The organism is Neorhizobium lilium (assembly GCF_004053875.1).
GTDB lineage: Bacteria > Pseudomonadota > Alphaproteobacteria > Rhizobiales > Rhizobiaceae > Neorhizobium > Neorhizobium lilii.
In genome coordinates this window covers 910112-924738 of sequence record NZ_SBIP01000001.1, presented here as the reverse complement: position 1 = coordinate 924738, position 14627 = coordinate 910112, and the positions used below count along the sequence as shown (strand labels likewise).

Below are 14627 nucleotides of genomic sequence, written 5' to 3'. Positions count from 1 at the left end.
GCTTAGAACTGTGTGGGGCAGGAGAAGGCATTCAGCGCCCCCAGTTTGAACGGGTTGAGGACGGAGCCGAACTGTACGTCGAATTCGGCCGTCTGATCGTTCTGCTGATACTTCGCCCGGAACAGATTATCGCCCTGCATGCTGATATTGGCATCATCGAACAGACGGAAGGGGGACCAGTCCCCGTTTTTCGTCAAGGCCTGCTGCCAACCGCCCGGCTGGAACGCCAGCCGTGACACGTTGCTGGCCTGGGTGGACGGCCAGGTAATCGATTTCGATTGGATCGGGCCATGGAAATAGACGACGCGTTCGCCCTCGATCTCCAGCATGACGGCATTGGCATTTTCCGAAAGAGCGATCGGCTTGATGTCGATTGAGATCGACGGGTTCTCGCTGCCGTCCGGAAAGAAGGCGCGATTGATCTTGTCGGCGTTCTCGAACTGAGCGATTGCTTCGCTCGGAATGCTTGCCGATCCGAATGTGCCTTTCCAACCCCAAGGCGTCGCGCTCGTGTCGACGAAAGCCGCGAGCTTGGAGGCGAAGAACGTCTTAAACAGGCCCTTCGGTCCGAACAGCCGAACGAAATCGCTCATCGCTATGTCACGCGGCGATTCCCGATCGAATGGGTAACGGCCGGCAACGGCGTTCGAGCAGAAGCTCGCGCCCTCTGCCGTCCAGGCATCGTTGATCCGGGTCCGGGCAGATTTGACCGCCAGCGATCCGACATCGGCCGCAACCCCTGCCATCCAAGTATCCACGGGTGCCGGCAAACGCCGGGCCTGCTGTAACAGATCCTGATTGGCATTGGTGAGTTGACCGTCAACGTCGAAGACCTTTGCCACCTCAGCGGTCGAGGTGGTTGCCCGCGACAATTGCTCCTGGACTTTCTGCAGCGCGGGTTTCAGCTGGCCGATCTGCGACTTCGGGGCATCCTTGGATTGGTCCGGAAGCGGGGATTGACCGAACGATGCGTCCAGCGCTTCGCGCAACCGTGCAAAAGGATCGGGTGCATTGGCGGCACTGGCAAGCACCGTTGTCGAGGCCGGCAGGTCGTCATTGTTGGCGGAGGCGACTTCAGCGCTCGGTCCGCGAAGATCGGTTGCTCCGACGATTGATTTCGCGACCGACTCGATCGGGTTTGGTTCGCTGGCAAGGATGCGTGTGGTCTCGGCGGCATCCGCTATCGTCTGCGACGGCTTTACCCGCATGTCGACGAGAATGGTGGACCAGCGTTGTTCAAACTTGTCGAAATAAAGCTGCAACGCCGCCTGAGCGACCGTATCGACGGTAATACCCGCCGTGTTGGCCGCGCCGCGCACCCATTGTTCGTCAATCGCCTCGCGGGCCGCATCGCTAATCTTTGCAAGGACGACTGCACGGTAGCCTGCAGCGGAAAACAGACCCGGTATGCCGTCGGTGATCGGCGCACCGGATGCCCGCTCAAAGGCTTTTTCCCCAAGCGGACCAAGTGCTGTTGCAGGGCTCCAGGCCGGCAGGGCGCGCGACTGGCGATGATCCGCCAGGATGTCGTAAGCGCGATCGGCGGTGCTCTGCGCGCGGACCGTTTCACGGGCCTTGGCGACCAGCGCATTGTCCAGTTCGATCGGCGGCAGAGAACCTTTCGCCATGGCACTAGCATGCGCGATCAGTGCCTCACGGGCTGCCGCTCTGCCTTCCCCGGGATAAAGCGCGGTAAACATGTCCTCGGACTTAAGCGAGGCAAATTCGGCGTTCATCGGGCCAAGTCCTCCCAGCATACCGTAGAGTTTAAGCGCGTCGAATGTCCGTTTGACATCCGTGGTGTCGGTCATTTGCTTTTGCAGCTGCACCAGCATGCGCGGTAGTAGCAATGCGTTCAACGCCCGCTGATAGGCATCTCGTTGACGGCCGGCGACCTTGCTTTCCTGGTCGAGGCCGAAGCTGATCGGCCATACGCGGCCTTTCGAAAAGTCGGTGGTGACAGCAGCAAGATTGTCCAGTGCTGGCAGGATGCGGAGGAAGTCCGCGTCCGAAACATCCCGCACGGGAACACCGCGCACCAATTGTTCGTAGGCGTCGATGCGCTTTTCAGCGCTCGCCAGCGCCGTTGCGTTCTGGAAATAGGTGGCGGTCCAGCTTGCCAGCACGATTGCCAGCACAAGGACAGCAGCCGCATAGGCGGCGCGCCGGAAAAATAGTTGCCGGCCTGAGAGCCGCTTGTCGCGCGACACCAGCGATGCTTCATCGAAGATGACGTCCTTGAAGAGGCGCGACAGGAAATAGCTGCGCCGCATGCGCGGCGCCGCCGTAGCCGCCGTGATCGTCTCTTCCGTCTGGGTGCCCGATGCGAAATAGACGCCGCGAAGAAGCGGCGGCTCGACCAGTTTGGAGCCGGAGCACAGTTCGGTCATCACCTCGTGCAGCCGCTCCTTCAACGAGGCGAGCTCGGCCGGAAACCGGAAAATCCGGCCACGCAGTTCTGGATTGGGCTCCTGTTGCAGCCGCTCGATCAGCATAGCGCCGACCCGTTCCTGCAGCAGTCCGAATTCCTCCATGAACCGGTCGGGCAGGTCTGCCGCCTTGTAGCTTTCGTCCAACCCGAAGGTCGTGCCCCAGACCTGCTCGCGGTCGCTCTTGTTGAAGCCGTCGAAGAACTCGACGAAACCGTCGAGCAGATCCGCCTTGGTCAGCACCAGGTAGACCGGGACGCGCGCATGCAGGAATTCGTCCAGCTCGGACAGCCGCTTGCGGATCGCCCGCAGTTCCTCGCGCTGCGCTTCCGGGTCGGGGGTCATCAGGTCGCCGGTGGACAGGGTGACGAGGGCGCCATTGATCGGCTGCGAACGCCGGTATTTTCGGAGGAGCCCGAGAAATCCTTCCCAGCCGGCCTTGGCCGTGCCGTTTAGATCGTCCTGGGTGGTATAACGACCGGCGGTGTCGATAAGGATGGCTTCGTCGGTGAACCACCAATTGCAGTTGCGGGTGCCACCAATGCCCTGCACCGAATTGCTACCCAGCGCATCCCCGAGCGGAAATTTAAGGCCGGAATTGCTAAGCGCCGTCGTCTTGCCGGAACCGGGCGCTCCGAAGATGACGTACCAGGGCAGTTCATAGATATAACCGAAGCGCTTCTTGGTCAGCCGGCGCAGGAGCCGCAACGCCTCCTTGAGGCTGTTGTGGATTTCGCCGACTTCTTCCTGCTGGCTGGCGGCCGCGTCTGCCTCCGCATTGCCCTCAATGCCCGCGACGAGTTTCTTGTCGCGACGACGATCACGGATTACGGTGAAGATGAGATAGGCGAGCCAGGCGGCAATGATCACGCCGATCAGTATCAGACGGTTGTTGACGCTGGCGAGCGGCCGCAAACTGCCATAGGCGGCAAGGTATCCGTAGAACCAGATGACGACGCAGAGGGCCGCCACCCAGATAACCGAGATGAAGCGGCGGCCGATCAGGCCGGCATAGGCCTCGACATAGGACCGCAGCGTATAAAACAGGCTTAAGGGGTTCATGGCGCGGCCCCTCCGTCAGCGGGCACAATGGGTGTGTCTTGCGTCTGCGACTGGACGGCCGGCGTCTTGAGGCCGGCGTCGGTCAGGCGCTCGCTCGGGTTCGTCAAAACCAGGATTTCTGTGCGTCGGTTCATCTCGCGGCCCTCGGGCGTGTCATTGCCGGCGATCGGGTCACTGTCTGCCCGGCCTTCGGTGAGGATAGCTTCCGGTCCGGTATAGGAGATCAGGATGTCGCCGACCGCCTTGGCACGGGCTTCGGACAGGTGCCAGTTCGAGGGGAACTGGATGGTCCGGATCGGCACGTTGTCGGTATAACCGACAACGACGGCACGGAAATTCTCGGCGGCAAGCGCCCCGCCGATCCTCCGGATTAGGTCGCGGAACTTTCCGCTGACCTCGGCGCTGCCTGTGTCGAACAGGCCGGAATTGTTGATGCGGACGAGAAGCCGGCCGTTCGAATCCGATAGGCTGACGAGTTTCTTTTCGACCTCCGGCTGGAGAAAGGCGAGCAGGTTGTCGAGCCTGGTCGGGACGGGCTTTTGCACGGGCGGGGGAGCCGGCGGCTCGACGGGTTTGACCTCGGCGACAGCCGGGGCGGGTTGCGGCTCCGGCAGCTTTATCAGGACGCTCGGCGTATCGCGCGGCGGCAGGCTGGCGAGCCGTTCGAACGTGCCGTCGGAGGCCCGGTTGAGCGACATGGTGAAGAACAGGTAACCGAGCCCGAAGACCAGCGCCAGGATCGACAGCAGCGTCCAGAGCACGACGGCAGTGCGCAACGGCTTGTGGCGGGCCGAGACGCCTTTCCAGTGGGGGGAAAGCTCGCGCTCGAACACGCCATATTGGCCAAGCAGGGTCTTGTAGAGGCTGTCGCGGATGCGTCCGAGTTCCAGGTTGCCACGCGGCGATACCCGAGTGCGCCCTTCGAATGCGAGCGAAAGGCTGAGATAGATAAGGAGGAGCAGGTCCTTGTTCGAACCTGGGCTCTGATGGAAATGGTCGAGCAGATCGAACACCCGGTCACCACCCGTGACATCCATATGGAAGGTCGAGACGAGACCTGACCGCGCCCAACCGGCGCGCACGCCCCAGGGCTTGCTGAGCACGACGTCATCTACGGTGGCGCAGACCACATAATGGGCAGCGCGTGCCCGTTCCGGGCTGATCCGGGCGCCTGCGAGATCTCGCTCGTAACGGCCGACAGCTTCGACGGCGACCCGGCGAAGTTGGTCCATATCCGGCTGCTCATTGGTATAGCGCAGGGCGTGAGCGAGATTGAGCAGGGGTGCTGCCGAGCGCACGAGCGTCGGCACCTCCTCGCCTCCGAAGCGGAAATTCCTGACAAGCGTCTCGACCGACCAGCCGCCTGCCGGAAGCGATTTCGGCAGATCGTGCATAGGTCTGCCTTCCGGAGAATCGAGAACGTCGTTGAGCATTTCCGCCATTTTCTGGGCAGAGTGTTTTTTCCGCACGCCGTCTTCGGTCAGTTCGACGACGGTCGGCAGATCATGCCACGAGGATGTGGAATCATTCGTCATTCTCTCAGCGCCCACAGTTCCATTTCGAGACCCGGGAAGTCGCCTGCGAGGTGCAGGGCGATGGCGCCCGACGTATCGAGTTGCTTCCAAAGCGGATTTTTGGTGTCGAGTTCGAAGTAAATGGTGCCGGAGCGATAGGGTAGCTGGCGGGGCAGCACCGGCAACGGTCGGACAGGGATGCCAGGCAAGGCCACATTGACCAGTTCGGCGATGCGCTCGACCGGTCCCACCTTGATCTGTGCCGGCAGCTTGCGCCGCACGTCCTCGGCCGGCATTTCCGCTCGCACCGCCAGTACGAAACCGGCATCCTTGAGCAGCGAGCGGTCGTTGATCGTCCCGACGCGGACCCCGTGCCGACGTTCGGCGAGTTCGATCGCCACCGCCGCTTGTTCCAGCACGGCAGATAGAGAGGCGCGCAGATCGTCGAAGACCGTCGCGAAGGTCGCCTTCAGGTCGTCATGCCGATAGGGCGCAAAGTCTGTCGCACGCTTGCGGTCGGTGGTGAAGGTGGCAAGTTCGCCGGCCAGTTGGATGCAGGTCTCGTAGAAATCGATTGGATGGATGCGCGTCGCGTTCGCAGCTATATGTTTCAGCATCGGGTCGGCGCGGTTGAGGATCTGCAGAAGGAAATAATCGCCGACCTCCGCCGTGCCGCGGATGGTCGGATCGCCGATCCGCTCGGCGATCGCCTCCGCGCGGTGCCGGACGATGCCGAGAAGCTCCGTCATCAGCTCCGTCAGCCGCGCCTCGGCGCCGCATGTCAGGCTTGGCGCGATATATTCCGGATCCAGAATAACGGCGTGGTCGGAGCGGACCTCGATGATCCGGGCGAGACCGATCAGTTCGTAACCGGCTAGCTCGTCGCCGGTCTTCAAATAACGCAGGCTGAGACGACCGACATCGATGGGTGCCATGAAATCCGCCTCGACATTGGCGTCGGGCGCTTCATAGTTCGACGCGACGACACGCACGCTGTTGAGCCTGGCACCGCCATTCATCGCCACATCGGCCTTTCCCGGCTGGCGGGCAGGCAGCGCCAGATAGACGATGGCATTCTTGGTGTTCTCGTCCAGATCGAGCGGCAGCGGCAGATCGGCGTCGATCGGCGCTTCGAAGGGTGTTCCGTCAGGCAGGATGCCGCGCAGGTTCGACAGCGCGAACTGGCCAATCGCCAGCGCGCTCCGGTCTATTCCGATTTCGGATACGCCCCAGGGATAGGGCGTCAGCCCGCGTGTCGTGGTCCGCACCAGGCGCTCGGTCCAGCGATCCGCCTGCTGGAAATGCTGCACGCGAAGGAACATGCCCTCGCTCCAGGCGACACGGTTCTCACTCCTCATGTTCTGCATTTCCTTTCTGCCCTGTCGGCAAAATCCTGCTGCCCGCTGCGTTTGGTGCCTGCATCATCGCGTCGCGGAACACCTCGCGAACCGACAGCGCATGTCCGTCCTTTTCGAACTGCGCCCGATAGGCCTGCCAGTAGTCGCGATCCCGGATCCAGGGCAGGCGCCGGGGGTTGGCATCGACGCGCGATTCGAGAATGCGTGGCTCCATCAACCGGCTCGATTCTCGCACCAGCGCTTCAAGCCCGGCATTCAGCGCCGTATGCTGCCGAAGCAGCGCCTCGGCGCGTGCCACCAGCGCGTCGTCTTCATCGTGCGTGATGACGCCTGATCCCCGATCCGGCCTCGGCGTCTCCATCTCGAAAATGGCGAAGGCACCTTCCAGCGATTCCTCCAGCCGGGCGATCAGGGTTTCGAGGCGGCTGGCGATGTCACAGGATCGGCCGATCGAGAGTGGGGCGAAATCGTCCGTATCCGACAGCGGTACGTTGTCGTTGACGGTCCCGGGGAGGTCGGCCGGCCTGGTGCGAGACACCGGCACTGCGATGTGGGTCGCCGCCCCGTGTTCCAGATGGCTGCCATATTCGGAATCGCCTTCCTTGTACCAGTCGTCGGGCAGGATCTTTGTTGCCGACTGGATCTCCGGAGGGCCACTCCAGCCGATCTCGACATTGCGGGAAGACGCGGCGCCTTCCTTGCGGCTCGAAGGTGCGATCGGCCAGTCGTCGCCGATCCTCTCACCAAGAATGCCCGTCGCGGTCCGGCCGCCCGGCGCGATGTCCGAGAGGATCGAGGATATGGTCAGCCGGTCGTCGCTGAGCGCAAGGCCAGCATCCGGGTCTTCCATATCCAGATCCGTCTCTCCGGAAATATGCACCGAGAATTTCAGCCCGCCGACTTCCAGCCGCGACTGGTCCGCGAGCCGCGCAACCTCGCCCTCATGCACCACGATGCCATCAACCTGCGACCCATTGGCGCTCTGGTCGCGCAGCAGGAAGCCCTCGCGATCCCGTTCGATGGTGCAATGAAGTTTCGACACGGATCGCTGGTCGTCCGGTAACTGCCAGTCGCAATCGGGCGCACGGCCGATCGTGCGTCGGCCGCGTTCGAAAAACCATTTCGATCGGCTGGTCGACGGCACCGCTCCGCCCGTGATTTCTCTCAGTTCAAGCCGCATCCTCCCTCCCTGACCCTGGTACCGACAGGCGTTCGACGATGACCGCGTCGCCGCTGTCTTGTGCGGCAGGTGCAACGCGGGCCCAGCTGTTCCAGCCCAGGCGCGGCGGATGACACGCCTCTCCGAGCTGGCAGAACGGAATCTCTTCCTTCTTCAAAATGACCTGAATATCGAAATCGAGTGCCGAGCCGATATAGAGACGGGTCAACGCAGTTAGTTCCCGAATGTTTCGGCCGCCCGGTGCCAGCGACAGGTAATCCGTATATCCGAGAGGCCCGATGACGACGCGGAAACTGCCGCTGAAATCGCGGATCGCCGCTCCCGCCGTGGCGTTGACGCCGAGCTGGACGCCCTGCTGCCGGTCCATGCGGCTGCGCTCCTCGACCGGGATCGTCAGCCAGCGGCCGCGGAACAGCTCGATCTCCACCGGCAGGCCGCTGAACTCGGAAAGCATGGCGCGCAGGTTGACGGCATTGCGATTGCGGGCGGCGAAGAAACCGGAAAAGCGCAGGATCAGATCCTCATCGACACCGCTTCGCTCGGTGAGCTTTTTGGTGCCGAAGCCGGTCAATGCCAGGAGCGTGGTGACGAAGGCATTGTTCCGGCGGTCGCCACCCCAGCGCAGCCGGCGGGCGATCCGGTATTTTTCGCAGGCATCCGCAAATAGCTCGGTCATGCGGGCGCTGAACAGATCGAAGAAACCCGAAAGCGCCCGCGACTTGTTGCGCTCCTCGCGCATGGCGATCTCGTTATAGGCAGAGGGCATCGATCCAAGCGGCCCCATCAGGCCAGCAAGCGAGCTGCGGATGGCGGTCTTGCCGCCCTTGCGCCGCAAGCCGCTGACCGCAAGCGGCGCGGGCGAGACGCCCATATGCGACTCGATTTCCAGCATGCCATCGCTCGAAGCCTGGGCGACACGCAGCGCCGTCACCGCGTCGAAGCGGCCGGGGTCGCGTTCGAGCAGGTCGGTCAGGGCGTCAGGCTTGCTGGAGGGAGAGAGGTCCATCGGTCGTGGTTTCCCTTTGTCCTTTTAGAGCAGGGGCCGTTCGGCGGCGCGGGCCGGCCAGTTGGCGATCGGCTGGGACTGCCCCTTCATCGAGACGGTCAGCCGGGTGAAACTGTTGACGGATGTGTAAAGGCTGAAGAACCGGTCGAGCACGCTGCCGAACAGGAAGGCGGATGCCCGGTCGATCGCTGCCGGATCGAATTCGAGATTGATCTCGGTGCCGGGCACCATGCCGCCGCTGCCAAGCCGCGCGGTTGAATTTTCCGCCCTGATCGTCACCAGCGCATCGACGAGCTGCTTCGTTTCCGGGCTGTCGCGAAAGGCGTAGAGCGACAGGACATCCTTGAGGGCCGCCCCGTCATTGTCGAAGAGCGATAGATGGTTGAGCAGTAGATGCGACACGAGCCGCCAGTTCCGGCCCTCTTGGTCGTTCATCCGGACCGACGGCGTCGGCGGGATCAGCGCGTCCGCACCGGCAACGGAATCATGGCCCGACGCCAGTTGCAGGAACGGATGGCCGCCGCCAAACGGCAATTGCTCCGGCAGGTCACGGTTGAGGCAGAGCGTATCGATACTGGCCACGGAATCGATCGGCCCTGCCTGCCGACGCTGCCGGTCGACAAAGGCAATATCCGTGTCGCTCGTCCGGTCGTCATCGTCGAAGCGGCGATAGGTCTGCCAGAAGGTCGCGCTGGCGCCGGCGCGCTGCGACCGGCCGAAAAACGGCTGGCAGAATTCCTCCTGGCCACGCGAACCGGTGAGCAGGACCCGGTCGACCGAATAGATCTCGCGGGTCTTCTGACGGCGCGCGTCGGGAAGCAGGCGGTATTCGGTGCGGGCGCCATCGACGGTGATTGGCTCGCAGGTCTGGCGGAAGAGGTTGACGACCGGTGCCGCGTGCAGGACGAAGTCGCGAGCCGACACCAGTCGCTCGAGCTTCGCGTCAATGTCATTGAGGTATATGAAGATTTCCAGCGTTTCGTCCTGCCATGCATCGAGCCCGGCTATATCCAGGAACAGGAATTTCTGCGGTAGCGCGAAGAATTCCGTCAGCAGCCGGTAGCCTGTAAAGCTCGGCGCCGGGTAGGGCAGCATGGCCTCTTCCGGCTCGAAGCCGACAGGCGTCAGCTTGGTGCGGGGCAGGAAGACGGGATCGCGGTCGTCGGCGTGTCTGGCAAGCGCAATCCCCAGCGTATGATTGGCAAGCAGTTCATGGATCGCTACCGCCTGCTGCCAGGGGGAGGGGATATGCAGCCGGATGCGAGTCACGCCGAGATCGCCGAAGGATTGGCGGGTATCCAGCGCACGCAGCGATAGGCGCAGACAGCCGGCAATGCCGGCAAACGGCGATTGTGGCGCGTTGATCGGCTGGCCGGTGAGCGAGGCGCCCGAGATCTCGATCGGCGCGATGTGGACATCCTGAGTGGTGCGGAAACGGCAGGCCTCTCCCCCGATCGGTTCGGCCAGGATTTCGGTGTGACGCGGAACAGTCTGCACCGAGGCCAGCGTATCGCTCGGTCGGAAGCGCACGATGCTCATCGATGGCAGTGGTGCCAGATAATGGGGATACAGTGTTTCCAGCAGGCCGTCGGTAAGCTCGGGAAACTCGTCATCCAGCTTCTGGCGCACTCGCGCCGCCGAGTAGGCAAAGCTCTGGATCAGCCTCTCTACATGCGGATCGTCGGCCACATCGCCCGTCATCCGCAAGCGACCGGCAATCTTCGGGAAGGCATCCGCAAAGCGCGAGGCGCGGCGGCGCAGCGCCAGCAGTTCGTCATTGTAGCGGTGCAGGAACCCTTCAGCCATTGGCAGCCTCCACCAGGAAGCGCTGGGTCGAAGGATCGATGGTCGATTCGAAGCCGATCGGCGGCATCCCCTCATGCAGCCGGAAGGTCGCCTGGATGCGCATGCGCAAAGCCCGCTCGGTGATCGTGCGGCTTTTCAGGATCGTCACCCGAACGTCGGACAGGCGGGTCTCGAACAGCGAAATTCGCCGCTCGATCGACTGGGCGAGCCTGAGCTTGGCCTCGTCGGTGACGAGATTGGCAGACACCATGCCATCGACGCCGTAGCTCACCAGCGCGTCTCTCAGTTCGGCAAGCATGACGGGCGGGGCGGCGGGGCATCGCCGCGTGTTGAGCAACGCCTCCAGATCCCGGCGGATCGACTCGCGCATGTCGCGTACCTGATCGGTGAGGTTCACCGGAGGGTCGAAACTGCGATCCGGCGCCTCGTCGATCAACCGGTCGAGGATGGAGCGAGCAAGCACGCGGTCGCGGGGTCTGTAACGCTCGAGAGGATCAGCCATGGAAAACCCGCTTGCTGGCGATTTCGGACACCATGGCCTCAAGGCTTTCGGTGTCGTGGAAGGAGACGACGTCATCCCCGGCAAGGAAGCAGCGCTGGCCACGGCCCGTCGTCAGTCCGGTCGGCTCCTCGATCCATTCCGTCTCGCGCCCAAGGCGCAGTTTCGAATCCTGGCCGGTGCCGTGATAGATGGCTGGTAACAGAACGGGCGCCACGGCGCCGTCCACAAGCGACAGTTCGGCGCGGCGGAATGCGAGGTCGCGGGGTCGGGCGACCGGCTCTACCGAAAGTGCGGCGATCTTGGTAAAATCGACCCAGAGATAGGCGCCGCCGGCCATGATCACTTCCAGCGCGTGGGGCGTGCGGTCGTCGAGATCCCGAAAATCGGAGACCGGGCTGCCGTTCCAGATCAGCGGACGTTCGCCGCGCGCCTCCTCGAACTCGACCAGGGAGGAGGCTGCCTCGGTTGCGTCGCCGCTGCGGTGGGCAATGCCGAGGCGGATGGCGCGCTTATCGAGATCGCTCGGTCCCTGCGGAAACTCCGGGACGGCTCCGGTCTCGAACCAGGCGTCGCGCGCCGCCATGGCGCGCAGTTCGTTACGCAGCAGGACGAAGCCCATAGTCGCGTCCGGCGCAAAAGTCACTGCCAGGCTGCATTGGGTGTCGGCGCGCTCGTAGTCGCCCGCCAGCACCAGAAGGTCGATGTAGAGGTGCCGCGCCTCCTGATCGGAGGGCTTCGCCTTCAGATAGGCTTTAGCCTCGCCGATCGCCTCGTCGAGGGCGTTGTCGCTGAGCGACTGGGCGATGCTTTTGGCAAGCGTCATGCGGACATCCTTTCTGGCAAGGTCGAGGGCCGGCTGGCGATAGCGGGTTCGGCAATCAGGTGGAAGCTCGTGGAAACGTCGTCCAGCTGGAAATGCGGCTGAAGCTGGACGGTGCAGGAGAATGTGCCTGGTTTTCCGGGTATCTCGCTGACGCTGATGCCCGCCGAGCGAAGCGGAAAGCGAGTGCGCAACGAAAGGTCGGCGTCGTCATTGCCAAGCGTGTAGCCGGTCAACCATTCGTCCAGCTTCCGCTGGATGGAAATTGCATCGGCAAGCCGGCCGATCTCATCGCGCAGGATGACCTTGAGATAATGCGAAAACCGCGAGGCACAAAGCACATATTGCAGCATTGCGGCTAGCCTTGCGTTCTGACGGACATGCTCGTTGGAATAGGATTGCGGCGCATGCAGCGATTGGTTGGAGTTGAAGATCGCCGACGCCGAGAGATAGGTGTGGGCGACGGGGATCAACCCGAGATCGCTGAACTGCTGCTCCTGGACACTCGTCAGGCGGATTTCGACGGGCGGCTGGGCGGAAAGGCCGCCACTCTCCGTGGCGAAATCGTAAGGCCGCAGCTCGGTTTCGCTGAGCATGCCTCCATCGATCGCATCCTGCGTGACGCCGCGGATATCCGCAAACCAGCCCGATTCGATGAAGTTCCGGATGATGACGGTGGCAAAGGCGAAGGCCCCATTGCCCCAGAGCAGCGAACTGCCATCGGCAGCAATGCTTTCACGGAACGGAAATCCATCGTCGCGATGGCGCGAATAGGGTTCGAACGGCGCCCGCATCAGGATGCGCGGGCCGACGAGACCGAGAAACCGCGAATCCTCGCGGGCGCGCAGGCTGTTCCAGCGGATGTGCCCAGGACCGCTCGCCAGCCAGGAAAAATCGTGAACCCGGTTCAGTTCATGGAAGTCTTCAAGGCCAATGGCGCGGGGTGAGGCGCCAGCGACGAAGGGGCAGAAGGCGGCGGCCGCCACCATGCCGAGCTGCGACAGCGTGCTGATCGCATCGCCTTCGGCTGGTTCCTGCGGCGAAAAATAGTAGTCGCCGACAAGGAGGCCGTAGGGTTCGCCGCCCGGCATGCCGAACTCGCGGCTATAGACCAGCTCGAAGAGATGGCTCTGGTCGAAATCGGTGGCGCGTTCCATGCTGCGGGCCAATTCCCGCCAGCCAACGCTCAAAAGCTTGACCTTGACGTCGCCGCTGCGGCCCGCCTGACGCACCAGCATCGCCAGACCGCGCCATCTTGCCTCCATCGCCTGAAACTCGGGATGGTGCAGGATCGCATCGACCTGCCGGTTCAGCGCGTCGTCGATAAGCGCTGTCAACCGGTCCGCCCTGCGTCGCCATTCTGTGTTGGAATCCATCTTTGTCCTGCCCGCGACCTCGAAAAGGAACCACGCGCGGCGAAGACCACCGCGCGTGCATCAGATCATGACTTGGATGGAATTCGGGCGACCATGCGCAGCGAGGCGGTCAATTCTTCCATCTGCAGCCAGGGGCGCATCCACGCCACCGCATTGTAGGCGCCGGGTTTGCCTGGGATTTCCTGCACTGTGACCTTGGCGTCGCGCAGCGGATATTTTGCCCGCGATTCCTCACCCGCCTGGTCGTTGGCATTGACGTAGTTGGAGATCCAGCGATTGAGCCAGGCCTCGCAATCCTCGGCTTCCATGAACGAGCCGATCTTGTCGCGGCCCATCACCTTCAGGTAATGTGCAAAGCGCGAGGTCGCCATCATATAGGGCAGGCGTGCCGAGACTGCAGCATTTGCCGTGGCTTCCGGCCGATCGTAGAGTTTCGGCTTATGAGCCGTTTGGGCTCCGAAGAAGACTGCATAGTCCGTGTTCTTGTAATGGCAAAGTGGCAGGAAGCCGAGCTTGCCGAGTTCCGCGTCGCGGCGATCGGTAATGCCCACCTCGGTTGGGCATTTGACGTCCAGATCGCCGTCGTCGCTCGAGAAGATATGCATGGGAAGGCCTTCGACCTTGCCGCCATTCTCGGCGCCGCGGATGGCCGTGCACCAGCCGCTCCTGGCAAAGGCATCGGTGAGGCGGGTCCCCATCACGTAGGCGGCATTCATCCAGCAATAGGATTCATGATTCAGTTCGCCGTTCTTCGACCCCCCGGTCTCGTCGTAGTTGAATTCGTCAATCGGGTTGGTCGTCGGGCCGTAAGGCATGCGCGACAGAACCCGCGGCATAGCCAGCGTGACGAAGCGGGAATCGTCGCTGTCGCGCAGGCTGCGCCACTTCGCATATTCCGCCGTCTCGAAGATCTTTTCGAGATCGCGCGGCTTGGCAAGCTCCCGGTAGTCGTCGAAGCCAAACATGCGGGGACTGGCCGCGGAAATAAACGGCGCGAAGGCGGCCGCCGCGATCATCGAGACGCCCTGAAGGAGCTGCACGTCCTCGAAGGAATTATCGAACTCGTAGTCGCCGATCAGCGCACCCATCGGTTCGCCGCCGGGCGTGCCGAACTCGTCTTCGTAGATCGATTTGAAGAGGCGCGACTGGTCAAACTCAACGGCTTTTGCCAAATCCTTGGACACGTCGCGTTTGGAGGCGTTCAGCACGCGGATTTTAAGGTTGATACTGGTCTCGGTATTCTTGACGAGATAATTGAGGCCGCGCCAAGTGCCTTCCAGCTTGACGAATTCCGGCGCCTGCATGATTGCCGCCAGCTGGCGGGAAATCGTCTTGTCGATTTCGGCGATCGCATTGTTCAGCGTGATTGTCAGGTTGCGATCATAGGTGACCGTGCCCTTCAAAGCCTGGTCCGTTAGGGTGCGCAGTAGATCCTGGGCGCGATTGGGCTCTGTCTGACGCGTCGCAGAAACGACTTTAGAAAGCAGGTTCTGGTCGGGCGCGAGAACGACCTCTTCATTCTTTTGCACTTGCGTGTCGGCGCTCATGTCTTGGTCCTTTTCCGAGGAGCAAAG

10 protein-coding genes are annotated in these 14627 nt (G+C 62.6%); all 10 read right to left on the bottom strand.

Annotated features, from left to right (window positions below; translation table 11 throughout):
* Positions 1–2: 2 nt before the first annotated feature.
* A complete protein-coding gene (tssM, locus tag EPK99_RS04225) occupies positions 3–3491 on the bottom strand; it encodes a type VI secretion system membrane subunit TssM (RefSeq protein WP_128441380.1) in 3489 nt (1162 codons plus the stop codon).
* On the bottom strand, positions 3488–5026 hold the full coding sequence (gene tssL, locus EPK99_RS04220; protein ID WP_128441378.1) for a type VI secretion system protein TssL, long form: 1539 nt from the start codon (positions 5024–5026) through the stop codon (positions 3488–3490). Before tssL ends, tssM begins: the two co-directional genes overlap by 4 nt.
* Positions 5023–6363 carry a type VI secretion system baseplate subunit TssK gene (gene tssK, locus EPK99_RS04215; RefSeq protein WP_128441376.1) on the bottom strand — a complete coding sequence of 447 codons (1341 nt, stop codon included), beginning with the start codon at positions 6361–6363 and terminating at the stop codon, positions 5023–5025. The genes tssL and tssK overlap by 4 nt, the downstream gene beginning before the upstream one ends.
* Positions 6353–7543 (bottom strand): type VI secretion system-associated FHA domain protein, encoded by a 1191-nt coding sequence (locus EPK99_RS04210; RefSeq protein WP_128441374.1) that lies wholly within the window; start codon positions 7541–7543, stop codon positions 6353–6355. Before EPK99_RS04210 ends, tssK begins: the two co-directional genes overlap by 11 nt.
* Positions 7533–8549, bottom strand: coding sequence for a type VI secretion system baseplate subunit TssG (gene tssG, locus EPK99_RS04205; RefSeq protein WP_128441372.1), 1017 nt, complete (start codon positions 8547–8549; stop codon positions 7533–7535). Before tssG ends, EPK99_RS04210 begins: the two co-directional genes overlap by 11 nt.
* A 24-nt stretch (positions 8550–8573) precedes the next feature.
* Positions 8574–10355, bottom strand: coding sequence for a type VI secretion system baseplate subunit TssF (gene tssF / locus EPK99_RS04200; RefSeq protein ID WP_128441370.1), 1782 nt, complete (start codon positions 10353–10355; stop codon positions 8574–8576).
* Entirely contained in the window at positions 10348–10857 is a 510-nt protein-coding gene (gene tssE / locus EPK99_RS04195; protein ID WP_128441368.1) for a type VI secretion system baseplate subunit TssE, read from the bottom strand. Before tssE ends, tssF begins: the two co-directional genes overlap by 8 nt.
* Entirely contained in the window at positions 10850–11680 is an 831-nt protein-coding gene (locus tag EPK99_RS04190) for a type VI secretion system accessory protein TagJ (protein ID WP_128441365.1), read from the bottom strand. Before EPK99_RS04190 ends, tssE begins: the two co-directional genes overlap by 8 nt.
* A complete protein-coding gene (gene tssC / locus EPK99_RS04185; RefSeq protein ID WP_128441363.1) occupies positions 11677–13053 on the bottom strand; it encodes a type VI secretion system contractile sheath large subunit in 1377 nt (458 codons plus the stop codon). Before tssC (EPK99_RS04185) ends, EPK99_RS04190 begins: the two co-directional genes overlap by 4 nt.
* Positions 13054–13118: 65 nt before the next feature.
* On the bottom strand, positions 13119–14600 hold the full coding sequence (gene tssC / locus EPK99_RS04180; RefSeq protein WP_128441361.1) for a type VI secretion system contractile sheath large subunit: 1482 nt from the start codon (positions 14598–14600) through the stop codon (positions 13119–13121).
* Between the last annotated feature and the right edge of the window lie 27 nt (positions 14601–14627).